The sequence below is a fragment of the Exiguobacterium sp. s127 genome, from assembly GCF_018618695.1.
Taxonomy (GTDB): Bacteria; Bacillota; Bacilli; order Exiguobacteriales; family Exiguobacteriaceae; genus Exiguobacterium_A; species Exiguobacterium_A oxidotolerans.
The window spans coordinates 243,257-268,355 of the sequence record NZ_JACSMO010000002.1 but is presented as its reverse complement, the minus strand read 5'-3'; the positions used below and the strand labels follow the sequence as shown (position 1 = coordinate 268,355).

Annotated in this window: 24 protein-coding genes, 1 riboswitch and 2 other annotated features; of the genes, 8 read left to right on the top strand and 16 right to left on the bottom strand. The window is 48.3% G+C overall.

The window, feature by feature from the left end:
- Nucleotides 1-33 precede the first annotated feature (33 nt).
- The 7 genes from KNP98_RS04420 to KNP98_RS04390 form a co-directional block, all read right to left on the bottom strand.
- A complete protein-coding gene (locus KNP98_RS04420) occupies nt 34-633 on the bottom strand; it encodes an HD domain-containing protein (RefSeq protein WP_214810758.1) in 600 nt (199 codons plus the stop codon).
- A complete protein-coding gene (locus KNP98_RS04415; protein WP_353048582.1) occupies nt 626-1,162 on the bottom strand; it encodes a GNAT family N-acetyltransferase in 537 nt (178 codons plus the stop codon). The genes KNP98_RS04420 and KNP98_RS04415 overlap by 8 nt, the downstream gene beginning before the upstream one ends.
- Nucleotides 1,163-1,220: 58 nt before the next feature.
- Nucleotides 1,221-1,943 (bottom strand): amino acid ABC transporter ATP-binding protein, encoded by a 723-nt coding sequence (locus KNP98_RS04410; RefSeq protein ID WP_088838454.1) that lies wholly within the window; start codon nt 1,941-1,943, stop codon nt 1,221-1,223.
- A gap of 13 nt (nt 1,944-1,956) precedes the next feature.
- A complete protein-coding gene (locus KNP98_RS04405) occupies nt 1,957-2,613 on the bottom strand; it encodes an amino acid ABC transporter permease (protein WP_088836641.1) in 657 nt (218 codons plus the stop codon).
- 60 nt (nt 2,614-2,673) lie between these two features.
- Nucleotides 2,674-3,447: a transporter substrate-binding domain-containing protein gene (locus KNP98_RS04400; protein WP_088836640.1), complete on the bottom strand. Its 774-nt coding sequence runs from the start codon at nt 3,445-3,447 to the stop codon at nt 2,674-2,676.
- A gap of 786 nt (nt 3,448-4,233) precedes the next feature.
- Entirely contained in the window at nt 4,234-4,659 is a 426-nt protein-coding gene (locus KNP98_RS04395) for a BrxA/BrxB family bacilliredoxin (RefSeq protein WP_029333102.1), read from the bottom strand.
- A 32-nt stretch (nt 4,660-4,691) separates the two neighbouring features.
- Entirely contained in the window at nt 4,692-5,876 is a 1,185-nt protein-coding gene (locus tag KNP98_RS04390; protein ID WP_088836639.1) for a class I SAM-dependent methyltransferase, read from the bottom strand.
- 98 nt (nt 5,877-5,974) lie between these two features.
- Here KNP98_RS04390 and KNP98_RS04385 point away from each other — a divergent pair, with 98 nt between their 5' ends.
- A complete protein-coding gene (locus KNP98_RS04385) occupies nt 5,975-6,748 on the top strand; it encodes a sporulation protein (protein WP_088836638.1) in 774 nt (257 codons plus the stop codon).
- 150 nt (nt 6,749-6,898) lie between these two features.
- Here the strand turns inward: KNP98_RS04385 and tenA are convergent, their stop codons facing one another.
- Nucleotides 6,899-7,600 (bottom strand): thiaminase II, encoded by a 702-nt coding sequence (gene tenA / locus KNP98_RS04380; RefSeq protein ID WP_088836637.1) that lies wholly within the window; start codon nt 7,598-7,600, stop codon nt 6,899-6,901.
- Between the two features lie 74 nt (nt 7,601-7,674).
- A riboswitch (TPP riboswitch) is annotated at nt 7,675-7,780 on the bottom strand.
- 187 nt (nt 7,781-7,967) lie between these two features.
- Here tenA and KNP98_RS04375 point away from each other — a divergent pair.
- The 7 genes from KNP98_RS04375 to KNP98_RS04350 all read left to right on the top strand — a co-directional run bounded on the left by KNP98_RS04375 (nt 7,968) and on the right by KNP98_RS04350 (nt 16,734).
- Complete coding sequence (locus tag KNP98_RS04375; RefSeq protein WP_088836636.1) at nt 7,968-8,849, top strand: DUF1002 domain-containing protein; 882 nt, start codon at nt 7,968-7,970, stop codon at nt 8,847-8,849.
- Nucleotides 8,850-9,130: 281 nt separating this feature from the next.
- Nucleotides 9,131-10,525, top strand: a complete 1,395-nt coding sequence (locus KNP98_RS04370) for an ABC-F family ATP-binding cassette domain-containing protein (RefSeq protein ID WP_251135136.1) — start codon at nt 9,131-9,133, stop codon at nt 10,523-10,525.
- 26 nt (nt 10,526-10,551) lie between these two features.
- Nucleotides 10,552-10,896 (top strand): hypothetical protein, encoded by a 345-nt coding sequence (locus KNP98_RS16015; protein ID WP_251135135.1) that lies wholly within the window; start codon nt 10,552-10,554, stop codon nt 10,894-10,896.
- 224 nt (nt 10,897-11,120) lie between these two features.
- Complete coding sequence (locus tag KNP98_RS04365; RefSeq protein WP_029333096.1) at nt 11,121-12,590, top strand: alanine/glycine:cation symporter family protein; 1,470 nt, start codon at nt 11,121-11,123, stop codon at nt 12,588-12,590.
- A 128-nt stretch (nt 12,591-12,718) separates the two neighbouring features.
- On the top strand, nt 12,719-13,606 hold the full coding sequence (locus KNP98_RS04360; protein WP_088836635.1) for a diacylglycerol/lipid kinase family protein: 888 nt from the start codon (nt 12,719-12,721) through the stop codon (nt 13,604-13,606).
- 276 nt (nt 13,607-13,882) lie between these two features.
- Nucleotides 13,883-14,605 carry a M23 family metallopeptidase gene (locus tag KNP98_RS04355; protein WP_214810753.1) on the top strand — a complete coding sequence of 241 codons (723 nt, stop codon included), beginning with the start codon at nt 13,883-13,885 and terminating at the stop codon, nt 14,603-14,605.
- Nucleotides 14,606-14,742: 137 nt separating this feature from the next.
- Entirely contained in the window at nt 14,743-16,734 is a 1,992-nt protein-coding gene (locus KNP98_RS04350) for a penicillin-binding transpeptidase domain-containing protein (protein WP_214810750.1), read from the top strand.
- Between the two features lie 160 nt (nt 16,735-16,894).
- Here the strand turns inward: KNP98_RS04350 and trpA are convergent, their stop codons facing one another.
- The 8 genes from trpA to KNP98_RS04310 form a co-directional block, all read right to left on the bottom strand.
- A complete protein-coding gene (gene trpA, locus KNP98_RS04345) occupies nt 16,895-17,674 on the bottom strand; it encodes a tryptophan synthase subunit alpha (protein WP_088836632.1) in 780 nt (259 codons plus the stop codon).
- Complete coding sequence (trpB, locus tag KNP98_RS04340) at nt 17,674-18,870, bottom strand: tryptophan synthase subunit beta (protein ID WP_088836631.1); 1,197 nt, start codon at nt 18,868-18,870, stop codon at nt 17,674-17,676. Before trpB ends, trpA begins: the two co-directional genes overlap by 1 nt.
- A gap of 5 nt (nt 18,871-18,875) precedes the next feature.
- On the bottom strand, nt 18,876-19,445 hold the full coding sequence (locus KNP98_RS04335; protein ID WP_214801019.1) for a phosphoribosylanthranilate isomerase: 570 nt from the start codon (nt 19,443-19,445) through the stop codon (nt 18,876-18,878).
- Nucleotides 19,432-20,208 (bottom strand): indole-3-glycerol phosphate synthase TrpC, encoded by a 777-nt coding sequence (gene trpC / locus KNP98_RS04330; RefSeq protein ID WP_214810748.1) that lies wholly within the window; start codon nt 20,206-20,208, stop codon nt 19,432-19,434. Before trpC ends, KNP98_RS04335 begins: the two co-directional genes overlap by 14 nt.
- Complete coding sequence (gene trpD, locus KNP98_RS04325) at nt 20,205-21,224, bottom strand: anthranilate phosphoribosyltransferase (protein ID WP_088836628.1); 1,020 nt, start codon at nt 21,222-21,224, stop codon at nt 20,205-20,207. Before trpD ends, trpC begins: the two co-directional genes overlap by 4 nt.
- 6 nt (nt 21,225-21,230) lie before the next feature.
- Nucleotides 21,231-21,797 (bottom strand): anthranilate synthase component II, encoded by a 567-nt coding sequence (locus KNP98_RS04320; protein ID WP_088836627.1) that lies wholly within the window; start codon nt 21,795-21,797, stop codon nt 21,231-21,233.
- Nucleotides 21,794-23,188, bottom strand: a complete 1,395-nt coding sequence (gene trpE / locus KNP98_RS04315; protein ID WP_214810747.1) for an anthranilate synthase component I — start codon at nt 23,186-23,188, stop codon at nt 21,794-21,796. Before trpE ends, KNP98_RS04320 begins: the two co-directional genes overlap by 4 nt.
- Before the next feature lie 51 nt (nt 23,189-23,239).
- Nucleotides 23,240-23,486: a binding site (T-box leader), on the bottom strand.
- 52 nt (nt 23,487-23,538) lie between these two features.
- Nucleotides 23,539-23,772 (bottom strand) — a binding site (T-box leader).
- 50 nt (nt 23,773-23,822) lie between these two features.
- Nucleotides 23,823-25,097: a dihydrolipoamide acetyltransferase family protein gene (locus KNP98_RS04310; RefSeq protein WP_214810746.1), complete on the bottom strand. Its 1,275-nt coding sequence runs from the start codon at nt 25,095-25,097 to the stop codon at nt 23,823-23,825.
- Nucleotides 25,098-25,099 lie beyond the last annotated feature (2 nt).

Below are 25,099 nucleotides of genomic sequence, written 5' to 3'. Positions count from 1 at the left end.
ATTGAGTCTTGAATCAACTCTTGTGTCCGTTTTTCACAACTCCCACTCCGTCTGAAAACGTTCCAAAAATTCAACCATGAACGCATGCCGTTCCTCTGCGATGCCTTTTGCCGTTTCGGTATTCATCAAATCCTTTAACAAAAGTAACTTCTCATAAAAATGATTGATTGTGCTCGAAGGACTCGTCCGGTCTCCCGGCTTGCGTGGTCTTAAACCGGGTACATGCATCGGTGCTTGGGTCAATGCTCCATACTGGAAGGTCCGGGCGACCCCGATGGCACCGATTGCATCTAACCGATCTGCGTCCTGGACGATTTTCCCTTCCAGCGTCTCAAGTGGTGGACGGTCCCCCCCTTTAAATGACATCCCATCAATGATTTGAAGGATTTTCTGTTTCCGAGTGTCTGAGACTTTCCCGGATAAAAACGCATCGACGGAAGAAAGTGTTCCCCCAAGTTTCGTGTCAGCGACATCATGCAGGAGTGCCGCCAGTTCAATCGTCAACAAATCCCCGCCTTCCGTCGCAGCAATCTGTAAAGCCATTTTCCGGACCCGTTCGATATGGGCATAGTCATGTCCTGAAAAATCCGTCGCGTGAAAGGCACGGACGAACTGTTCCGTTTCGTTAATCATAAAAATCCTCCCACTCCGTCTGCAACAATCCGTAAAGCAACATGTCATGCCGCTTACCATCCCGTTTTAAAAATTGCCGGTACGTGCCTTCGTGGACGAAGCCGAGTCGTTCGTATAATGCAATCGCACGCTCATTATAGGCAAAGACCGTCAACTGGATCCGCTCGAGGTTGAGCTCATAAAAGGCGTATCGCAGTAATAGCTGTAATGCTTTTCGCCCATACCCTTTCCCGGTTTCACTTAGGTCGATTCCAATCATCAACCAAGCCGTCCCGTTCGACCATAAGATATCTTCGAGGGAGACGATACCAATCAGACGCTCGGCATCCGTCCGACGAACGGCGAACCGAAACGTCTCATGGGCATCACTCGCAAGCATCCCGTTGATTTTTTCATCTGACAAGAAGCGATATGGTGTCGCACTCAAGTTTCGTGCAAACGTCGCATCGTCAAGAAAGCCCCGATAGACGTCCGTATCTGCCGCTTGGAAACGTGTCAGCCGGATGCCTTTCCCCTCTAGTAACTTCACTTCATTCATCCTCCTCAAAAAACGCCACCCCTTTGATGAAAGAGATGGCGGTTATGTGTTATAAGACTTTTTCCAAGAATTTTTTCGCACGGTCGGTTTTCGGATGATCGAACAACTCGACCGGTGTTCCTTCTTCCATCAAAATGCCTTCGTCGAGGAACAGGACACGGTCGGCGACTTCTTTTGCGAAGCCCATCTCGTGCGTGACGATGACCATCGTCATCCCACTTTCCGCGAGTTGCTTCATGACATCGAGGACTTCATTGACCATTTCCGGGTCGAGTGCTGATGTTGGTTCATCGAACAACATGACGTTCGGCTCCATCGCGAGGGCACGCGCGATCGCAACACGTTGCTTTTGACCACCGGATAGCTGGTTCGGGAAATTATCCCGTTTTTCAGCGAGACCCACGCGTTCAAGTAATACTTCGCCACGTTTGATTGCGTCCTCTTTTGATAAACCGAGGACATTGATTGGGGCATAAATTAAGTTATCGAGCACTGACTTATGAGGGAACAGGTTAAACTGTTGAAACACCATCCCGATGTTTTGACGCGCTTTCGCGATATTCGCTTTCGGTTTTGTCAATTCGAAGCCGTCGACATTAATCATTCCACCTGTCGGTTGCTCCAAAAGGTTGATACAACGTAAGAACGTCGACTTCCCTGAACCCGACGGTCCGATAACTGCGACGACTTCCCCACGGCCGACTGTCGTCGTGATGCCTTTTAATACTTCTAACTTTCCGAACTGTTTGTACAGATCGGTGACTTGAATCATAGGTTCCATCTGATTACCCACTCTTTCTCATAGCTTTTTCGACTTGTTGACCAATCAAGGACAATCCCATGACAAGGACGAAATAGACGAGTCCCGCAAATAACAAGGGTTCGAAGTACAATGCTTTTTCTCCACCGACGACTTGCGCTCGGCGCATAATATCGAGAACACCGACTGTCGAGACGAGTGCCGACTCTTTTGTTAACGTAATCATTTCATTCATGATGGCTGGTAAAATGTTTTTGAACGCTTGCGGTAAGATGATTGACCGCAATTGTTTCATGTATGGGATACCGAGTGCATCCGCTGCTTCCCATTGTCCACGATCGACTGCTTGAATTCCTGCCCGGATGATTTCCGAGATGTAAGCACCCGAGTTTAATGAAAAGGCGATGACAGCGGATTGATAGCCTGTCGTGACGTAACCTGTCAGTTGCGGTAAACCGAAGTGAATGATTGCCAGTTGCAAAATCAAGGGTGTTCCACGAAAGACTGCCGTATACGCGTGTCCAATGAAGCGAATGAATTTGCTTTTCGTAATTTTAAGGGCTGCCACGATGATTCCGATCAACATCCCTGCGACGGCAGCGACGAGCACGACTTGGAACAGAACTGGAATCCCTTGCAGAATATATGGGATTGAATCTTGAATCTTTGTAAAGTCTATCATAACCAAACTCCTAACGTCGCGCAAAAGGGATGGGTTTACCCCCACCCCTATGTGCTTCTCTTATTTTGCTTCTTTTTGGAACCATTCTTCTGCAAGTTTGTCGATTTCACCCGCATCGATCATCTTTTTCAACTCTTTGTTGAACTCGTCACGCATCTTGTCGCCTTTTTTGAAAGCGGCGGCTGAACCCGTCGGTCCGTCTTCTTTAATTTCATACGTTTTTAACGATTCGTCTTGATCCATGTATTTGACCGCTACAGCATCTTCGATGATGAGCGCATCAATCCGACCCGTATTGAGTTCTTGAATGATTTCCGGAATTTTATTCAACGAGACGGCTTCGCTGTCTTTATAACGATCTTTTGCAATGCCTTCTTGAATCGATCCAAGTTGGACGCCGATTTTTTTACCTTTCAGTTCATCTTCCGAACTAATCGCTTCGTCTTTTGTCATGACGAGGTTCTTTGATTCGAAGTAAACATCTGTGAAATCAGCGTTTTTCTTCCGCTCGTCTGTCGGTGTCATTCCTGCCATGACAAAATCAACCCGACCTGAGCTGAGTGCTCCGAGTAAGCTACCGAACTCCATGTCTTCAATTTTCAAATCATAACCGAGGTTTTTTGTAACTTCTTTTGCGATTGCGACATCAAATCCAACGATGTCGTCCCCTTTCGCCGTATCGATGTATTCAAACGGGAAGTAATCTGCTGACGTTCCCATCGTTAATACTTTACTGTCATCACTTGAACCGCCTGATGAATCATCTGATGCACCACATGCTGCCATCGTAAGTGCGAGAATGCCTGCCATTGCCGTTGCTACTAATTTTTTCATGAATAAATTCCCCTTCCAACGCTCAATTGTCAGAACTTTAACAATAGTATGACTTATGTTTTTTTCTAATTCAATACTAAATAGCTCTGATCCGATTTATTACTTTTAGGATATACGAATATTTATTCATTGTAAAGTATAATTATCTCGTAATAATGCATAAATCGATTCTTTTTATACAAAACATGAGTAAATAACCACTTTTGAATCCGCTTACATTTTTTATTGCTATCCTCGGATTTTAATCATGGGTACTTTCTAACTCGAAAAAGGGGATGCTATTGATTCGATTCGTCTTTCTTTTTTCATTGCTCTTTCAATAAGTCGGCCTCTGCTTCAGGGGGACTGCTAAAAAAACATCTCTTTCGCGCACACTCACTTTCACGACAAATTAAAACCGTGTTTCAATTAAGAAACACGGCTCTAGACTGTAGTCAAAGTGCCATTGGGCGATAAAAGCGTTTTTTTCGTTGCTTTCCTCGGGCGAGGCGCAAGCCGTTGCTCCTTGGTCCTAATGGACAACGAGCAGGGTCTTGCCTGCCTCTGAAAGTGCGTTAAAAACGCACTTTTTCCCGTAGGAGTCAACGAAACGTGACGCTCTTTAGGAAATACCGTGAAGGAAATCCAGACATGCAGACGGTTTAGAGCGCAATCTGTCTTGAATCGCTTTAGAACCGCGAAAAGCGAATGGATCGCACCTAGATGTCGCATGTTCACTCTTCATAAGCGTTTGTATACATGCTGGAGCCGTGTTTCAATTAAGAAACACGGCTCCAGTTGATTCACTTATGCGTAAATTTCAATCAATGACTCTAATTTTTCAACAACTTCTTCTGCAGTAAACGATTCGATGTCGAAACGTTCAACCATCGAAAGAATGTTGCCATCTTGCATCAAAGCGAATGATGGTGATGAAGGTGGATACCCTTCAAAGTACTCGCGTGCCCGGTCCGTTGCTTCACGGTCTTGTCCCGCAAACACCGTTACGAAATGATCTGGCTTCACGCCTTCCATTCGATTGACGTAAGCAGCTGCCGGGCGAGCAATCCCACCTGCACATCCACATACTGAGTTGACAAGGACAAGTGTCAATCCTTCACGCTTCATCGCGTCATCGACGCTTTCAGCTGTCGTTAATTCTTCAAAACCAGCAGCTGCCGCTTCTTTACGTGCTGTCTGGACGACGTCTTCAAAATACATTTGGAAATCCATCGGTCTAATTCCTCCCTTATTCGTTCTCTTCCTTATTGTACGAGTTTAGATGAAATCTGTCCAAGTCTGCCGCTTAATTCTTGCGCCAAATATGGTTTCGCATGTAGTAGATCACGGAAGGCGACGTAACGGTCAATTTTTTCTTCCGACGGCTGACGGTCATTTTTATACGCACGAATCAAGACATTTTTTGGTGTATGCTCTAAATCAATGAATTCAAGCAATTGTGTCTCGTAACCGACGAGCGTCAAGATTTCGGCACGGATCGAATCCGTCGCAAGCGAAGCGAACTTCTCTTGAATCAGCCCGTGTTGCAACATGACGTCGAGTGGTGAACAGTCGAGTTGACGATTGAGTTCTTTTTGACAACACGGGACACTTAAGATGACAGACGCATTCCAATCAACGGCGCGGGCAAGTGCAACATCCGTTGCGACGTCACAGGCATGAAGCGTCACCATTAAGTCAACCTCTGTATCTTCGTTATAATCATGGACGTCCCCGACACGAAACTCGAGATTCGTATAGTCGAGATCGCGCGCAATCGCTGTACATTCTTCGATGACTTCTTTTTTGAGATCAAGTCCGGTCACTTTCAAGTCGAAGCCTTTGACGACACTTAAATAATGATACAAGGCAAACGTCAAGTACGATTTTCCACAACCGAAATCAAGAATCCGTAACGTTCGGTCTGTCGGTAACGCGGAAATACTATCTTCGACGAACTCCAGGAACCGATTGATTTGTTTAAATTTATCGTACTTTTGCCGTTTGACTTGTCCGTCTTCCGTCATGACACCGAGTCGGACTAAAAACGGAACGACGACACCATCTTCAAGGAGATGACTTTTTTTACGGTTATGCGACAGTTCTGCTTGCAGGGGTGACTGTTGCGTTGTTTTTAACGATACTTTCATTTTTTTGGATAACTGGAACTGAACTTCTTCCGTCTCGAAACGGAATAAAAATTGACGGAATTCCTCCATCAATCCGTCGAGTCGTTCTAAAAATTCATCAACCGACAAATTTTCGTGTTTAATTATCCGTTCATATTGAAACTCTAACTGGATTGCATACGTATCTTTCAATAGAATCGGTTTTAGTTTGATTCTTCGAAGATCATTCGACTTTTGGCGCGGACCACTAATCGTTGCATGCACGAGAGCAGCAGCCTCGAGCTTTTGAGTGAGTAATTCTTTTACTTGGTGTAATTCCACTGTAGTCCCGTCCTTTTCTGATTGTTCTTTCGAAACTGTAGCAAATTCCACCCTATTCGACAAGTAAGGTAGCTTCATCATTAAAGGAGGAACGAACGATGTTCAAAAAACTTTTATCACAAATCGGAATCGGTGCCGCCACAGTCGATACACGACTCGACAGCGAACGCTGTGAGCCAGGCGGACAGATTCACGGAACCGTCCATATTAAAGGCGGCAATGTCGACCAAGAAATCGATCGGATTTATTTAGCGTTTAATACACAATATAAAGAAGAAGTCAGGGACAGCACGACATTTACGACGTTCACACTCGATCGTTTTTCGCTAAACGAAGCCGCCTTTACGATTGAAGCAGGTGTCGAACGCGAAATTCCGTTTACGCTTCAAGTACCATTCAATACGCCGCTCTCGGTCAGTCAATCGAAGTCATGGATTGAAACGGGTCTCGATATCGCCCAGGCGGTCGATCCGTCAGACCGGGACGCCATCATCGTCCAAGCCAATGACCTCCAATCCGTTATCTTAGAAGCGATGGAAGAACTTGGCTTCCGACTCAAGAAAGCGGACACGGAAAAACTTCCCGGGCGTTACCGGAAGGATTTACCGATCGCCCAGGAACTCGAGTATTCGGCACGCAATACGTACTTCGCCCATAAACTCGATGAAGTCGAACTCATCATGCTCCAAGACCGTACCGGCATCGACATCGTCTTGCAAATCGACCGTCGTGCCCACGACTTAGGTTCGCTCTTCAGTGAGATGGCGGGTGCGGATGAGACGATGACGAAGCTATCCTTATCGAACCACGATTTGATGGACCGAAACGCCGTCAAACAACAATTAAACGATTTGATTGAACGGTACAGCTGATTTCCTTACCAGAATTTTCATCATGCCTGTAATCCACCAACAAAAAAACCTGAGCGATTGCCATGACTTTCTTTACGAAAGCTGAAAATTGCTCAGGTTTTGTGCAGTCTGCCGTCTGATCGCGCTGATCAACAGCGGCTAAAGCTGTACTTATCGTTTCGTTACTTTTGGTTGACGCGTAACTTGTGTAAAGAGACGTTCAAACGTTTCTTCCGTCCAGCCCATTTCCCAAAACATCAATTCGTAATAACAGCTTCTGACGAAATGGTGTTTCATCCGTTCCCGTTCTGCTTCAGTCGCTTGCGCCGCCAAAGCATCCAGCCGGTCGACCTGTTCAAAGACGACCCGTTCGAACCATTCCGAGCTGTATGTTGCAATCCACTGTTGATAAATCGGTGACGCCGGTGACTTCGTCAACAGTTGTTGTCCGACTTCATAATAAAGCCAGTAACACGGTAAAATCGCTGCAATCGTTTCCCCGAGTGTCCCCTCGCTCGCATGATGCATATGTGAGACATAGGCATACGCAGTCGGTGCCGGTTCGAACGCTGCTAAATCCGCTTCCGTAATAGCGAGCGGTTCAAAAAACGATTGATGGAGTGATAGCTCAGCCGCATAGGTCGATGTCGCATGTTCCGCGAGTTCCGCGATCGTCGCAAAATCCGTTGCCTTTGAGGCGGCCCGGGCTTGAATTTTTGCGAAATGTTTTAAGTAATACGCATCCTGCATGACATAATGTCGAAATTTTTCGAGCGGTAACGTCCCGTCACCAATGCCTGTGACGAATGGATGGGAAAAACTGCTGTCCCAATATGTTTTTGCGGCTTGCCGAATTTCTTGACTGAATTTCAACCTAATTCCCCCTTTTGTTGAATCAAAAAACGCCACACCCTACGAACAGGGCATGACGTGAAGAGACAACAAGAGAGATATTCACGCCACTTCCCTCCGTAAGTCCAAACTTAATCAGGTTCAAAGGGTCCAAACGTCTTCGTCGTCTCAGTCGGCCTACCGACTCCCCTAGTGGTCATTATTTAATTCCTCTTCACTATATCATTTTTTCAGTCACATGATCAGGATTTTAAATGAAATGTAGTATAGGATTAGGGACACGAGGTGGGCGGTTCATTCCGCCTCAAGACCGATTCCGTTCTGGAAGACGTCACTTACAATGAAATTAGCACCTGATACTACCTACTATACTCGGAGGATTTATACTATGAATAAAGCAACAAAAATCATGACCACGACGCTTTTAGCGACAAGTTTACTTCTACCGACTGCTGCTTCAGCAGAGCAAGTCGTCGATAAAACAATCATCACGCTTGGTGAATCGCTCGGGGCAAAGGATAAAGCCTGGGTACTCGCCCGATTGAATGCGCCGGAAGGCATTACGCCCGTCATCGCCACGGCAGCGGATGAAGAAAAATATTTAGGGAAAAACGTTCCCCAATCGCAACTCGGCGGCAATATGTACTCTTCCGCAAAAATCGAACTCGCTGAAAAAGGCGACGGTTTATCTGTCGCGACCGAAAACATTACCTGGGTAACAAAAGACATGTACTTGAACGCGCTCGTCACTGCAGGCGTAACGGACGCCGACATCACAATCACTTCCCCTTATAAAGTCACCGGGACCTCTGCTTTGACGGGGATCATGAAAGCATACGATCAAACGTCGGCTGAGACCGGCATTAAATTGACGGATGAACGAAAAGATTTAGCCCAACAAGAGTTATCGGTCACTTCCGATGTCGGAAAAACGGTCGGGACGGACAAAGTCGCCGAACTGATGAATGAAATCAAAGCAGAGATCGCCAAACAAAAGCCGGAAACCAAAGTCGATATCGAGAATGTCATCATCCAAGTCATTCAAAATAACAACATCCAGTTGTCGGACGCCCAAATGGAGCGGTTGACGTCATTGTTCAGTCAAATGGAGAAAGCTGACTTGAACTGGGGACAAATCGAGACCGGATTAAAGGGTGCCGGGCAAGATATCCACGCGTTCGCGACCTCCGAAGAAACGAAAGGATTTTTTGCAAAACTGTTTGACGGCTTAAGTAAGTTCTTCAACTCGATTTCCGGACTGTTCAAGTAACTGAAAACGATTTCATTTTCAGTTCAAAACATGGTAAACTAACTTTATCGAAACGAAAAGGTGGTGTAAAAGATGGGTTTTGCTGCGTGTAAGCAATGGTTGATGGAACAACTTTATCTGTTGCGCGCGATTTTTCATGAAATGGCGTTCTAAAGGACGAGTCTGCCCTTTTCTTAGGAACATCCATCTGAAAAATAAAGCAAAGCGCACCTTTTACGGTAAACGGAGAGCGCTATTTGCGTTCTCCGTTTTTTGATGCGCATGAAAGGAAGTTACTGATCATGATTTGCGACATCCAACACCTGACAAAACAATTTGGGGGAGCATCCGTCTTAACCGATGTCTCGCTCTATCTTAAACAAGCTGACCGCATCGGATTGATCGGTCGAAACGGAACCGGAAAAACCACGTTACTGCGTTTAATCGCGCAACTCGAAACAGCGGACAGCGGAACCCTTTATCTCAAAAAAGGACTTTCCATCGGTTATTTGGCTCAAATTCCACAGTTCGCAGAAGAATTGACGGGCCTTGATGTTCTCTGGACCGCATTTGCCCAAATCGTCGCCTTACGGACGACGATGCATCAGCTTGAACAACAAATGGCAAGTGCTGACCACCTGGACGATGTGCTAAATGAGTATACGCGTGTGACCGAACAATTCGAACAACAGGACGGTTACCTGCTCGACTCGAAAATCCAGCGCATGATTAACGGACTCCACCTCGATGCCTTGCTGACACGTCCCTTTTCTCAATTAAGTGGTGGCGAACAAACGAAAATCTGCCTCGGCCGGATGCTGCTGGTGGAACCAGACTTGTTGATTCTCGACGAACCGACGAATCACCTCGATCTCGCAGCAATCGAATGGCTCGAACAATTTTTAAACAGTTATCCGGGCGCTGTCATCATCGTCTCGCATGATCGCGTGTTTCTTGACGCAAGTGTCAACTTGATCGCTGAACTTGAAGATGGTGAACTGACAATCTACCCAGGAAATTATTCGGCGTACACGGTCGCGAAAGAACGCCTGCTCCTCGAACAATTCCACGCCTACACGGAACAACAAAAGAAAATCAAACAGATGAAGGATGCGATTCGGCGCTTGCGCCAGTGGGCAAATGAAGCCTCTCCGCCAAGCGAAAAACTGTTCCGAAAAGCAAAAGCCATGGAACGGGCACTCGAACGGATTGAGCGACTCAAACGGCCGCTCCTGGAAAAAGCGGTGCCTGACATCCGCTTTTCGTCGCAAGGGCAACTCAGTCAAATCGTTTACCGTCTTGAGGATGTCACGCTTTCCGTCGCCGGCCGGAAGTTGTTCGCGTCGCTCGATTTCGAAGCCGCGGCACGTGACCGGATTGGAATCGTCGGTGCGAACGGAAGTGGGAAAACGACGTTATTACGTGTCTTACTTGGACAACTCCAGCCGACGAACGGACGTGTCACGCGTGGTCCGTCAAATCAGGTCGGATTTTTATCGCAACACGTCGATATGCCGGGTGAAGAGCGACTGATCGATTACTTCCGCTCACACGTTTCGGCGGACGAAGGAACAGCTCGCTCCCTGTTGGCCCGTTTCCTCTTTTTCGGTCCACGTGTCTTCTTACCGATTACTGCGTTAAGCGGCGGGGAAAAGATGCGCTTGAAGAAGCACTCGAGCACTTTGACGGAACGCTGATTGCCGTATCGCACGACCGTTATTTCTTGAACCGACTCTTCTCGAAAACCTATTGGCTAGATGACACGACAGAAATCTTTCACGGTTCTTACCAATATGCTGCCGAAAAACGACATGCCCGGTCAATCGTCGAATCAGCGGCACCCACGCCCCGCGCTACCCGGACGCCGGTAGCCGGGAAACATCCGGCTTTAAATGCAGGCGAACTCGAACAGCAGATTCAACAGCTAGAGGATGAGGTGGCTTTACTCGATACATCACTCGCGGCGACACATGATTATGAAGTCCTCACGACATTATTCTCAGAACGAGAACAGCTCGTTAGTCAAATTGATGACTTCTATGAAAAATTGTTGGCAGTCGATCACTAATCAAAAAACGCATCATTTCACCACCGCTGCTTCATTAAGTGCGGTGGTTTTTTAAATTAAAAATGCTTTGATGACGATCTGTTTTTCTGAACCCGAAAAAATATATTTTAAATATTTTAAAAGAAAGTTTCGAAAAAAAGCTTGCAAGTTGTCTGAAAATTCGTATAATTCAACTTATAGCTATTATCAGTTTTTAGCAAAAACACTTTGGGAGGAACTATCACATGGATGCATTTCAACAAGCTGTACAATCGGGCGTCGATTTCGCCAACAACATCTTATGGTCTTATATCTTAATCGCCGCTTTAATCGGAGTCGGCATCTACTTCACCATTAAAACGAAGTTCATCCAATTCCGTTACTTGAAAGAGATGTTCCGTGTCACACTCGATAAAAATGAAAAGACAACAGATGATGAAGGTCAGAGTATTACATCCCTTCAATCATTCTTCATCGGTGCCGCGACTCGAATCGGTACAGGGAATTTGGCCGGTGTTACGATCGCTGTTACACTTGGTGGACCCGGAGCGGTCTTCTGGATGTGGATGGTCGCCCTCCTTGGTGGAGCAACAGCCCTTATTGAAAGTACGCTTGCTCAAGTGTATAAAGTACGTGATACAGGCAATAACGCTTACCGCGGTGGTCCTGCTTACTACATCGCAAAAGGATTGAACAACCGCGTCCTCGGAATCATTTTTGCAATCTTAATCGCCGTCACATTTGGTCTTATTTTTAACTCGGTTCAATCGAACACGATTGCCGCTGCTTTTGACAACGCCTTTGGAATCGACAAAATGATCGTCGGTGGGATCTTAGTCGTTCTTACAGGTCTCGTCATCTTCGGTGGTGTCCACCGTGTCGCGAAAGTTTCAGCAATCGTTGTACCAATCATGGCGTCACTCTACTTGATTGCTGCCATCTTTGTTGTCATCACGAACATCACTGAACTTCCAGGGGTTTTCGCAATGATCTTTAAGAGTGCATTCGGTATCGACCAGGCTGTTGGTGGATCTGTCGGTGCTGCAATCTCGCTCGGTGTTAAACGTGGTCTCTTCTCGAACGAAGCCGGTATGGGTTCTGCTCCGAACGCTGCTGCTGCCGCTGAAGTTTCTCACCCAGCAAAACAAGGATTCTTACAAACACTTGGTGTTTTCCTTGATACGTTGATCGTCTGTACAGCAACAGCGACAATTATCTTACTCAGTGACAGCTACGCTGCCGGTAATGGTGAAGGTATCGCCATGTTACAAAATGCGCTTTCTGAGCAACTCGGTGCCGTCGCACCAGCCTTTATCGCAATCAGTGTCTTCTTGTTCGCTTTCAGTTCAATTGTCGGTAGCTACTACTACGGTGAAACGAACATTGAATTCATCAAGAAAAGTAAATCAACTGTCTTTGGCTTCCGAATTGCTACGATGGCATTCGTCTTCATCGGATCGCTCCTCAGCCTCGGAATGGTTTGGAGTTTCGCCGACCTCTTCATGGCCGGTATGACATTAATCAACTTAACAGCCATCTCGCTCTTAGGTGGAGTCGCAATCAAAGTCATCAATGACTACCAAAACCAACGTAAGCAAGGTCTTGATCCTGTCTTCTCTGCTAAAGCATTAGGTATCGAAAATACCGAATGTTGGGACGATGAAGAAGAAGCGCGTCCAGCTGCTGGTGAAGCACCACCTGTCGCACGACGGTAAACATTTCTTTTCTACTAAAAACCTTGGAGGCGCGTGTAATCGCCTCCAAGGTTTTTTTGCTGCGCTAGGATTATCTTGGTCGTGAGTTGGGAAAATAGGAACAGAGAGTCACTAAGGAGGAATTGAATGTGTCGAAGGCCATGTTAATTATTAATCCCTCATCCGGGAAAGAATTAGGTAAAAAATACGCAGAATTTGCAGAAGGTACACTCGCTCAGCGCTTTGCAACGGTCGATGTCCGGTTCACTGAAAAAGAACTCGACGCAACAGAATTTGCACGTACTGCTTCGACTGAGCAGTATGACGCCGTCATCGCAATGGGCGGTGACGGAACGGTCAATGAAGTCATCACGGGAATCGCAGAACAAGACCACCGTCCGACGCTCGGCATCGTTCCACTCGGGACGGTCAACGATTTAGCACGTGCGCTCCATATTCCGACGGATGCCCGCGACGCGATCAACGTTCTCGAAGATGCTCCGATTCGTCCTTTTGACATCGGTAAGTATGGATCACACTATTTCATGAACGTGATTGCGATTGGGCTGATTGCCGATGCCGTCGAAGAAGTGAGTGTCGAACAGAAGACATCACTCGGTTCTATCGCATATTTCATTGAAGGATTAAAAGCCTTCAAGGATCATAGTCCCTACCCGCTCCAGTTAACAGCCAGAGAAAAATCTTTCGACGGCGAAACACCGTTACTTATCGTTTCGTTGACGAATTCCGTCGGCGGTTTCGAATCATTTGCGCAAGAGGCGCGTGTCGATGACGGATTACTTCATGTTTTTCTTGTAAAACAACTTGGTATTTTAGACGCCTTACAAGCGCTACCTAAACTATTGAAAGGTGATTTATCTGAAGCAGATCAAGTCGAGTACTTTACAACGAAGGAAGTCAAAATCGAATCTTCGGAAACACTTCCGATTAATGCTGATGGCGATACGGCAGGCAAACTTCCGATTACGGTCCAAGTTCTTGGTCAGCACTTAAACGTCATCGCTCCCACGTCCTAAGTACTATCCTTTATGAATATAAGCCCACCAAGCTGCATAGAATCGGTGGGCTTTTTAGCATGGACAAAATAAACCAAAAATGACCATTACAATATATGTTATAGAGTGATAACTTTGAAACAAAACTGAAATATTTCCCCTTTATTTCCGATGCTATAATCATTCTATCAAGAAAACATTTTCTACCTTAACTACATAGAACCTTCACCTTACAATATTGAAAGACTTAGTTTTACTGACGTCCGTCGCCTTTTCCCAATTAGGAGGAACTCACATATGAAGCGTATGTTAACAACAATGACAATGACAGCACTAATGGTTTCAGGCTTCGCTACGACAGGCATCGAAAAAGTCGAAGCAGCAACTACATATAAAGTAAAAGTAATGGCTGACGGTCTCCGTGTTCGAACGGGTCCTTCGACTGCCTATAAAGCAGTCGGAACCGTCAATAAAGGAAAAACATACAAGTACCTCGGCGTATCCGGATCATGGACGAAAATTTCATACTCAGGTTCTTCCCGTTATGTCGCTTCCAAGTATGTCAAAAAGTATAAAGTCACAACAACGACGGCAACAAAAGCATCGAGTGGCTGTTCGCGACCGACAAGTGGTCCAATCACACAAGGATACGGTGCAGCGAGCGGCGTTTACGGTTATACGTTCCATAACGGAATCGATATCGGCGCTGCAACAGGAACGCCCGTCTATGCTTCTGCTGCCGGTAAAGTCATCACGTCCCGTAATTACGGTGCTTATGGCAATTACGTTATGATGACGCACACAATCAATGGACTTGCTTACACGACGGTCTACGCTCACTTGAACAGTCGCTCGGTATATGCCGGTCAAACGATTGCAAAAGGAGCAAAAATCGGGACGGTCGGTGCAACCGGAAACGCCTTCGGCGCCCATCTTCACTTTGAACTACACCGTGGTTCATACGTCTACAGTGCGTCATCTGCTGCAAGCAGTATCAATCCATTAAACTACTTCAATTAACTCAACCACCACTGACTTAAATTCGTCAGTGGTTTTTTTGTGCCTTACGTTTCTCGTGCGTCAAGGGTGTCTTAGGTGAAAGTTAGACAAAACAATGGTACGGTGATTAAATAAATGCTTTTAAGGAGGGATTCACCTTGAAATCACGCTCACTTTTGCTTGCCGCAACAAGTGCTGCGAGCATCGGAATTCTTGTCGGCTGTCAAGATCAGCCGACAGCCGAAGAACGACTCGCTTCCTATTCAAAGCTTTGGGAAAAACAAGACTATGACAAGATGTATGCCGATTATGTCAGTCAAACGACACAAAAAGAGTACGGAGAAAGTCAGTTCATCGAACGAACGAAAAAATTGAACGATACGCTTGAAATCAAAAATATTTCCATTACACCGGGAAAAGCACCCGACACAGATGATGAGAAGAAACAACTATTGCCTGTCACCGTCAAATTCGATACGGTCGCGGGACCTGTATCGTTCAAGAAAGAGGTCCCGCTCGTCTACGAGACAAACAAAGACACAGACAATTGGTACGTCGACTGGGATCCTTCCTTCCTGTTCGAAGACTTTGAACAAGCGGATCAAATCAAATTGAACACGCTTACCGCAAAACGCGGTGATTTAATTGACCGGAATGAAAAACCGCTCGCGACGACCGGTCAAGGCTTTGAAGTTGGTGTGACAGCTGGCCAGCTGGATGACACGACCAAAAAGAAAGTCGCTTCTCTCCTCGACCGGTCGACGAATTCGATTGACGACGCTCTATCGGCATCTTGGGTCAAGGACGGTCAGTTCGTTCCGTTAAAAACATTTGATCCGTCTGACGAAGCAACCGTTAAGCGCTTGACGGCACTTAAAGGGGTCAGCGCCAAGGAAACAGAAGTGCGGACTTACCCATACGGTGAAGCGACGTCCCACTTAATCGGCTATGTTGGATCGGCGACCGCTGAAGACGTCGAACAATCGAACAATAAAATCCAAGCTGGTGAACAGGTTGGTAAACGCGGACTTGAACAGGTTTTCGATGATGAACTTCGCGGCCAGTCCGGAACGAGCATCGAAATCGTGAAGTCGGACCAGGACGAACCGGTAACCGTCGCCGAGACGAAGGTCAAAGACGGGAAAGACATTACGCTGACGATCGATGGTGCGCTCCAACAATCGACGTACGAGACGATGAACGGTGAACCGGGTGTCGCAACTGCACTTGATCCAAGGACCGGTGAAACACGGACCCTCGTCAGCTCCCCCGGTTTTGATCCGAGTGAGTTCACACTCGGCATCTCGCAAGACCGACTCGACACATTGACGAATGATTCAGATCAACCGTTACTCAATCGTTTTACGAGTGCCTTTGCACCCGGATCGACACAAAAACCGTTGACGGCTTCCATCGGTCTAAACGCCGGAAAGTTAAATCCCGATAAAGCCTATTCGATTGACGGCTTAAAGTGGAAAAAGGATGGCTTCAATGTCACCCGGATCCACGAGACACCGGACCCTGTCGATTTACACAATGCGCTAGTCTACTCGGATAATATTTATTTCGCTCAGTCGACACTTGAAGTAGGTGCTGATACCTTTACGAATGGACTGGAGGCACTCGGCTACGGTGAAAAAATTCCGTTCGCCTATCCGATGCGGGCTTCACAGATTTCAAACGACGGGACCATTTCATCTGACGGTCAATTAATGGATACATCGTACGGACAAGGTCAGATGTTGACGAACATCGTCCACCTCGCTTCGATGTACGAAATCTTTTTGACAGACGGAATCATCTATCAGCCGACGTTACGGGCGGATGAAAAAACAAAACAGATCTGGAAACAGGATTTAATCTCAAAAGACGATGCCTCGATGATCCGGAAAGACTTGTATGATGTCGTCCATGCCGGATATGACTTACCTGCCGACATACAGGAAGTCGCCGTTGCCGGTAAGACGGGAACGGCTGAACTTAAGCAAGCTGGAGAAACAAAGGGGAAGGAAAATGGCTTTTTCGTTGGTTATGATAATGATGACCCGACGCTACTCGTCGCGATGATGATTGAATCGGTCGAACAGGAAGACCGGGGCAGTCCGTATGTTTCCGGTCTCGTCGCCGAAGTCTTGAAAGAGGCCAAGTAAAGCGATTGGTCAAGGGTGCGATTTCAGCTGATGTTTGCTGCAGGGTCGCCCGTCACCGCTTTTTATGAAGAAACGTAAAATGGCCGATGATTCCGTAAAAAGTGGAATCATCGGCCATTTGATTGATGTCGGTCTGACGGATGCGTCAGATCTTTTTTAGTTAGACGTGAAGATCGGGTAACCGGGCTGCCATCAATTGCTCAATCGCTGATGTATCTTCTTGTTGTAACAACTCAACGATTTTACTACCGACGATGACACCTGCGACCGAAGCCCCTAACTGTTTGACGTGTGCCGGCGTACTGATTCCAAACCCGGCGAGGACCGGAACAGGACTCAGTTCCGCGACATTTGCAAGATGCGCTTCGAGCGACTCGCCGAACGTCGTCTGCCCTCCTGTCGTCCCGTTGACGGTGACGGCATAGAGGAACCCTTCACTTTGATTCGCGATTTTTTGAATCCGTTCGATCGGACTCGTCAGTGAAACGAGTTGGACGAGGGCGATGTCTTGTTTGTCATGCTTCGCAAAAAACTGCGCACTCTGTTCGAGTGGTAAGTCCGGAATGATTAAGCCATCGACCCCGACTTCACGACAGGTCGCAAGAAAGGCATCGATGCCAAAGCGGAAAATCGGATTCAAGTAGGTCATGACGACGATCGGGACCGTCGTTTCTTGACGGGCGACCCGAATCGCCTCGAGGACGTCGTGTAAGCTGACTTCGTGTGCAAGCGCGCGAAGACCGGCTTCTTGAATGACCGGACCGTCCGCAACAGGGTCCGAGAACGGGACACCGACTTCGATTGCTGTGGCCCCACTCCGTTCGAGGAATGCCAAAATGTCCGGCAGACGGTCGATTCCGCCGTCACCTCCCATGACATACGGGATAAACGCTTTTTCACCGCGGTCATTGACTGTTCGGATTGCTTGTTCTAATCGCATCACGCTTCCCCCTTTAAGGCCGATCTGACCGTCATGACATCTTTATCACCGCGACCGGATAAACAGATGACGAGAATCTCGTCTTCCGACATGTCTTTCGCAAGCTTCGTCGCATAGGCGACGGCATGTGCTGTTTCGAGCGCCGGAATGATGCCTTCTTTTTGGCATAACAACTGGAGCGCATCGAGTGCTTCTTGATCGGTGACGGCTTCATACTGGACACGACCGATGTCTTTTAAGAGACTATGTTCCGGTCCGACGCCTGGATAATCGAGCCCGGCTGAAATCGAATGGGCTTCCGTGACTTGACCGTGTGCATCCTGTAGCAAGTACATCATCGACCCGTGTAAGACACCGACTTCACCTTTCGTCATCGTCGCTGCGTGTTTGTCCGTCTCAATTCCGTCTCCTGCTGCTTCAATTCCGTACAGCGCAACCGTTTCATCATCGATGAACGGATGGAACATACCAATCGCGTTACTCCCGCCACCGACACAAGCGACGATCGCGTCCGGCAAGACACCCTCTTTTTCAAGGATTTGCGCCCGCGTCTCTTTCCCGATGACGGATTGGAAATCACGGACGAGCTCCGGGAACGGATGCGGTCCGAGAACCGATCCCATCAAATAGTGTGTATCCTCAACATGTTTGACCCAGTAACGTAACGCTTCATTGACGGCATCCTTCAGGGTCCGACTGCCCTGTGTGACCGGGATGACCTTCGCCCCAAGCAGTTCCATCCGGAAGACGTTCAATTCTTGACGCCGGACATCCTCTTCCCCCATGAAGATGACACATTCTAAATCAAGTAGGGCACAGACGGTCGCCGTCGCAACACCGTGTTGTCCGGCACCGGTCTCGGCGACGATTTTCCGTTTCCCCATCCGCTCTGCGAGTAGAGCTTGTCCAATCGTATTATTGATTTTATGAGCGCCCGTATGGTTCAGGTCTTCCCGTTTCAAGTAAATCTTTGCGCCACCGATTTCCCGCGTCAAGTGTTCCGCGAAGTAGAGTGGCGTCTCACGCCCGACGTAATTTTTTAAGAGATCGTTCATCCGTTCATAAAACGCCGGGTCCTCTTTGACTTCGGCATAGGCCTGTTCCAGTTCAAGGACGGCTTGCATCAATGTTTCCGGAATGTAGCGTCCACCATAAACTCCATATTGACCAAGTGCATCTGGTTGTGAATAACCCATCGTGCTCATCTCCCCTTTACGGCATGTGCGAATGCCAGCATTTTTTGTTGATCTTTTTGAAACTCCGTTTCGATTCCGCTCGAGACATCCACTGCGAACGGTTGATAGCGCGCGATTGCTGCTGCGACGTTCGATGGTGTCAAACCACCTGCGACGAACATCGGTCGTGTACTTATTAAATCCGTCGACCAATCAAACGGTTGTCCGCTTCCAGCTTGTGGCGCGTCATAGAGAATGTAATCAGCCTCCGTATCGATTGAAGTGGCGCCCGCGACGAGTGCCTGAATGATCGGAACTTTCGTTTGTGTACGAATCGCTTCGTCCACCATACCGTGAATTTGAATCAAATCCAGTCCCACCGTTTCAATCGCCGCTTCGACTTCTTGTAAGGTCGGCGAGACGAACACACCGACGACTTGGACCGTTGCCGGAACCAATTGCCGCAATTCGGCGGCCTGTTCGAGCGTGACCTGACGTTTACTCGGCGCGAACACGAAACCGATGTAGTCGGCGAGTCGGCTCGCGACCACCACATCATCGGCGCGCCGTAACCCGCAAAATTTAATGCGTGTCATAGACCGGTCCGTTGACTGCTTGGATGAAGGCGGTGGGATCCTCTGCGCGCATCAGCGTTTCACCGACTAAAATGCCGTCTGCCCCGTCCTGATGGAGCTGACGTGCCTGCTCGACCGTCTGAATCCCGCTTTCACTGATATACCGGACGCCCGGGCGCTTCGTCTGCAACAGCCGTGTCGATGTCGCTAAGTCGACGGCGAACTTTTTTAAGTTTCGGTTGTTGATGCCGATGATGCGTGCACCGAGCTGTTCTGCTTGCTTCAGTTCCGCTTCATCATGGACTTCCACTAAAACTTCGAGACCGTTTGCGTAGGCATAGTGATACAAGTCTTCCAGTGTCGCTTCGTCAAGTGCCGCGACGATCAACAGGATCAAGCTCGCTCCATGCGCTTTCGCAAGGTCGATTTGAATCCGGTCAATCATAAAATCTTTACACAGGATGGGCACATCGACTGCATTTGCGACTGCCTCAAGGTCTGCCATGCTCCCTTTGAAATACGTCGTATCCGTCAAAACCGAGATGACCGTTGCCCCGCTCGCTGCATACCGTTTTGCTTGAGCGACAGGGTCGACGTCGAGCGAGATGTCGCCTTTTGAAGGAGATGCCCGTTTAATTTCCGCGATGACCGACAAGTCGTCTTGGCCGAGTCGTTCGTGAATCGAACGGCGTAACGGTGACCGTTCGATTTGCTTGACTCCCGACACCTTGAGTTCAGCTACTTCACGTTTTTTCGTTTCAATGATGCGGTCTAAAATATTCATCCGATTGCCTCCTGTCGTTTCGTCTGTTGCAATTGTCGCAGTTTTTCTCGTGCTTGTCCGGAATCGATACTGACGATCGCACAATCGATTCCTTCCCGAATCGTTTTGACCCGTCCTTCCGCGAACAGGGCGATGCCGGCGTTGAGTAAGACCGTATCCCGGTAGGGTCCCGCTTCCCCGTCAAGGACACGTAGTAAGATGTCGGCATTCTCTTGTGCCGACCCGCCACGGATTGCTTCGAGTGGGGCGACGGTCAATCCGACTTCTTCCGGGTGAAGACTGAAGCGAATCAGTTCTCCGTCGTCGAGTAACACAAGTTGGTTCGTTCCGGCGAGAGACGCTTCATCCATTCCATTCGCTCCGTGTAAGACGATTGCCCGTTTGCGTCCGAGACGGTGTAACGTCAACGCCATCGTCTCGAGTAAATCTTCCCGGTAAATCCCGAGCAATTGTGTTTTTAAAGAGACCGGGTTCGTTAACGGACCAATCAAGTTGAAGATCGTCGGGATCCGTAAATCGCTCCGGACCTTCATGATTTGTTTGACACGCGGGTGCATCCGCTGAGCGAATAAGAACGCAATCCCGTTTTCTTCGAGTCGGTTTGCTAGTTGCTCGGGTGTTTCATCCAGTTTAACACCTAATGCCTCGAGGACATCGGCACTGCCCGTTTTACTCGAGATACTCCGGTTACCGTGCTTGGCGACTTTCGAGCCTGCACCTGCGAGAACGAAGGCGGCTGTCGTACTGATGTTGAATGACTGTGAGCCATCGCCACCCGTCCCACAGTTGTCGATGAAGTCCGTTCCTGTGACGGGAATGTCGAGTGCGACTTCCCGCATGATCGAGGCGAGTCCCGCCAGTTCATCCGCTGTTTCGCCTTTTGCTTTTAAGGCGACGAGGAAGGCGGCGATTTCGCTGTCCGTCACGTTCGGTTCAAACAGTTGCCGTGCTGCTTGTTGCATCTCTTCGTATCGTAAATGCTTTGCAGCTGCTAGTTTCGTTAATATCTCTTTCATGTCTTGTCACTCCCCTGTCAGTTCAATGAATCGTTTAACGATTTGTTTTCCGTCGATCGTTCCGACCGACTCTGGGTGAAACTGAATCCCGTACGTCGGGTGTTCGATATGTTCAAATGCCATGATCGTCCCGTCTACCGTTTCTGCCGTAATGCGTAACACGTCGGGTGCCGTCTGTCGGTCGACGATTAATGAGTGATACCGCATGACTTCGAATTGTTCTGCGAGTCCCTTAAATAAGTTCCCGTTCTGTCGAATCATCGATGTCTTGCCGTGCATGATGTCCGTTGCCTGGACGACTTGTCCCCCGAAGGCTTGTCCGATTGCTTGGTGACCAAGACAGACGCCAAGGATTGGAATCGAACCGGACAGTTGTTTGATGACATCTAGACAAATCCCGGCATCATTCGGATTGCCCGGCCCCGGCGATAAAATGATTCCGTCCGGTTGCAAGTCTTGAATGCCTTCGATTGTCATCGCATCGTTACGGACGACTTGTACGGCGGTATGTTCCGCCGCATATTGATACAGGTTATAGGTAAAGGAATCATAGTTATCAATCAATAAAATCATTTCCAAACCTCCAGTAACGACTTCGCTTTATGCAAGGTCTCTTCATATTCGAGCGTCGGGTCCGAGTCATAGACGATTCCGGCACCGGCTTGGACATAGGCCGTACCGTCCTTGATGACCATCGTCCGGATCGCGAGTGCAAAATCAAGATTTCCACTGACATCGAAGTAACCGACGGCGCCCGCATACACTTCCCGCTTCAACGTTTCATACTGTTCAATCAATTGCATTGCCCGAATTTTCGGCGCCCCGGAGACCGTTCCAGCGGGTAAACAAGAAATCAAGGCGTCGGCTCCTGTCTGCCCGTTCGCCAACGTCCCTTCGACGACGGAGACAAGATGCATCACGTTTTTGAAACGTTCGATTTCCATGTAGCGCGATACGTTAATGCTTCCGACCTGACACACCTTGCCGAGATCGTTGCGGCCAAGATCGACGAGCATCCGATGTTCGGCACGCTCCTTCTCGTCTGCAACGAGCTCAGCTGCCAACCGTTCGTCTTCTTGTTTCGTTTGTCCTCTGCGCCGTGTCCCGGCGATCGGATTCGTCGTCACGCGTCTTCCCTTGACCTGAACGAGACTTTCCGGCGATGCCCCAAGGACAATCAACTCGCCGAGGTCGATATAAAAGAGATAAGGGCTCGGGTTGTCTTGCCGTAACTTCCGGTAGAAGTGAAACGGATCCCCCGCGAAGGTCGCATCGAGTCGTTGCGATAACACCAGTTGGAAGACGTCTCCTTGCCGAATATGTTGTTTCGCTTGTTCCACGAGCTGGATAAAATCTTCCTTCTCCATCTGCGGCTGATATGAAATATTTTCAAGGGGACGTTCCAGTAAGGTTTGCTCCCCGGTCCGTTCGAGTTGTTGCTTTCTTTGTTCCAACCGCTCCATCATCTCACTGCGGTCCGTCACACCACCGAGTGACGTATGGACTAAGTGGACGCGATGTTCAAGATGATCGTATAAAATGATTTCATCATAGACGGCGAGTAACGCATCCGGTAGGTTCCGGTCAATCTTTGGCATCACGCCGATGTTTTCATAGGCGCGAATCGTGTCATAGCCGACGTAACCGATCGCCCCACTTAAAAAGGGTAAGTCCAGTTCACTTGTTGGTCGTGTGATGTAGTGTTGCAGTAAATGGACCGGATCGCCGATCGTCGTAACCGATTCGTCCGTCTTTAAATCATGCCGCGTGACTTGATTCCCCTCTGCCCGTAGCAAAGCGACTGGGTCGACCCCGATGATTGAGTAACGTGCATTCCCGGACTGGGTCGAACTTTCGAGTAAACACTTTAGATTCCCGTCGATCCGTCGAAAAATCGAAATTGGTGTCAGCTCGTCCCCGTTCATCTCAAGTCGTTCGATTACTAATTCTTCTGTCTGAATCATCCTGATTTCGCCTCCTGGTATAAAAAAAGTCCTCCACATAGCAATTGCTACATGGAGGACGATTAACTCGCGGTGCCACCTCGATTGGAACGGTTGTTGCGTTCCCACTTTTCCGGTGCTTCCTCATTTCAAGGACACCGTAGCCTGCGATAACGGGGGCTTCCGTCATGACCTACTGTAAATTCAGCCATGCTCTCATGAGACCATTCATTAAACCTCCCTGTGCCGAAGTCCCACCCTTCTCCGGCTCTCTGAAACAGTGATGTGTTTAACTACTTAACTCATTCATCGATTTTTTTATGTTGTTGTATACGAAAAGGGTCTTCCTGTCCATTCATGTGATCATTCACATGAAGGACGGGAAAACCCGCGGTACCACCTTCGTTGACTATCCAATAGTCCCCTCGAACGAACCGGCGCACCTGATTCGTCGTCCTCGATAACGGGAGGTCACCGTCAGAGCCTACTTCAAGTTCGGTCTGATGCTCAAAAGCCCATTCACCTGTTTCCCGATACTGATTCGCACCACCCATCAGCTCTCTTCAATCGTTTCACGGGCTACTCTTCTTCGTCGTAGCGTTATGTTGTTCAATTGTTTATTATATTACTTCGCTTCGGGCGACCTGTCAACTATTTAGTATAAAGCGAGTTGATCCGGGTCAATCGATTCGAGCGCCTGCTTGACGGTCTGCAGGAATTGACCGGCCACTAACCCGTCAAGTACACGGTGATCAATCGACATACATAAGTTCACCATGTCACGTGCTGCGAACATGCCGTTGACCCAAACCGGGCGCTTGACGATTGATTCGACGGATAAAATCGCCGCTTGCGGGAAGTTCAAGATCGGTGCCGATTGGATCGAACCGAACGAACCCGTGTTATTGACGGTAAACGTACCACCTTGCATCTCGCTTGACGATAACTTACCGGCCTGCGCCCGTTTACCAAAGTCATCGATTGCCCGAGCGAGTCCTTTAATGCTCAGTTCATCCGCATGTTTGACGACCGGGACGAATAACGCTTCTTGCGTCGCGACGGCGAGTGATAAGTTGATTGCCCGTTTTTGAATGATTTTATCGCCTGCCCACTGCGAGTTCATGATTGGGTGTTTCTTCAGTCCTTCGACTGTCGCTTTCATGAAGAACGGTAAAAACGTCAATTTGACGCCTTCTTGTTTGAAGAACTGATCTTTATGACGATTCCGTGCTTCGACCAGATTCGTCACGTCGACTTCAACCATCAACCAGGCGTGCGGTGCTTCTTGTTTCGAGCGCACCATGTTACTCGCGATCGCTTGACGGACACCTGCCGTCGGAATTTCAATATCGCCGTCTTCCGTCGTACTCATCGTCGGTTTTGGCGCAGACTTCGGTGCCGGTGCCTCGACTGCCGCTTTCGCCGGCGTCGGTACGGTCTCAATCGTCGGGGCCTCGACAACATCCGGCTGATTGACTTGACCGGATTCAACGAGCTTCAGCAAATCTTTGCGTGTAATCCGGCCGCCCGCTCCCGTCCCGTTGACGTGATCGAGATTGATGCCGTGTTCTGCTGATAACTTCAGCACAGCTGGTGAATAGCGTTTTTTCATCGACTGATCCGTTTCTACCTTCTGCTCTTTTACAGCCGGGATTTCTTCTTCGGTCGCTGCGACTTCCGTCGATCCACCACTGACTTGTAACGTGACGATTGCTTCCCCGACTTGGAGCGTGTCCCCTTCTTCAGCGAGCAGCTTGTCGATGACACCATCAAACGATGATGGTACTTCGGCTGTCACTTTATCGGTGATGACTTCAGCAATCGGATCATATTTTTTGACAGTGTCTCCTGGTTTGACGAGCCATAACGAAATCGTTCCTTCCGTCACGCTCTCACCAAGTTGTGGCATCGTTAATGTTTCTGTCTTCATTG

Coding starts and splice junctions, on each gene's coding strand:
- trpC (WP_214810748.1), bottom strand. CDS start 20,208: ATGAATATTTTAGACCGCATCATTGAAACGAAAAAACGTGAAGTAGCT.
- KNP98_RS04375 (WP_088836636.1), top strand. CDS start 7,968: ATGAATAAAGCAACAAAAATCATGACCACGACGCTTTTAGCGACAAGT.
- KNP98_RS04335 (WP_214801019.1), bottom strand. CDS start 19,445: ATGACACGCATTAAATTTTGCGGGTTACGGCGCGCCGATGATGTGGTG.
- trpD (WP_088836628.1), bottom strand. CDS start 21,224: ATGAAAGAGATATTAACGAAACTAGCAGCTGCAAAGCATTTACGATAC.
- KNP98_RS04395 (WP_029333102.1), bottom strand. CDS start 4,659: ATGGATTTCCAAATGTATTTTGAAGACGTCGTCCAGACAGCACGTAAA.
- KNP98_RS04355 (WP_214810753.1), top strand. CDS start 13,883: ATGAAGCGTATGTTAACAACAATGACAATGACAGCACTAATGGTTTCA.
- trpB (WP_088836631.1), bottom strand. CDS start 18,870: ATGGGTTATTCACAACCAGATGCACTTGGTCAATATGGAGTTTATGGT.
- KNP98_RS04400 (WP_088836640.1), bottom strand. CDS start 3,447: ATGAAAAAATTAGTAGCAACGGCAATGGCAGGCATTCTCGCACTTACG.
- trpA (WP_088836632.1), bottom strand. CDS start 17,674: ATGCGATTAGAACAAGCAATCCGAACAGTCAATGACCGCGGTGAAAAA.
- KNP98_RS04310 (WP_214810746.1), bottom strand. CDS start 25,097: ATGAAGACAGAAACATTAACGATGCCACAACTTGGTGAGAGCGTGACG.
- trpE (WP_214810747.1), bottom strand. CDS start 23,188: ATGATTCAGACAGAAGAATTAGTAATCGAACGACTTGAGATGAACGGG.
- KNP98_RS04385 (WP_088836638.1), top strand. CDS start 5,975: ATGTTCAAAAAACTTTTATCACAAATCGGAATCGGTGCCGCCACAGTC.
- KNP98_RS04365 (WP_029333096.1), top strand. CDS start 11,121: ATGGATGCATTTCAACAAGCTGTACAATCGGGCGTCGATTTCGCCAAC.
- KNP98_RS04405 (WP_088836641.1), bottom strand. CDS start 2,613: ATGATAGACTTTACAAAGATTCAAGATTCAATCCCATATATTCTGCAA.
- KNP98_RS04420 (WP_214810758.1), bottom strand. CDS start 633: ATGATTAACGAAACGGAACAGTTCGTCCGTGCCTTTCACGCGACGGAT.
- KNP98_RS04370 (WP_251135136.1), top strand. CDS start 9,131: ATGATTTGCGACATCCAACACCTGACAAAACAATTTGGGGGAGCATCC.
- KNP98_RS04410 (WP_088838454.1), bottom strand. CDS start 1,943: ATGATTCAAGTCACCGATCTGTACAAACAGTTCGGAAAGTTAGAAGTA.
- KNP98_RS04320 (WP_088836627.1), bottom strand. CDS start 21,797: ATGATTTTATTGATTGATAACTATGATTCCTTTACCTATAACCTGTAT.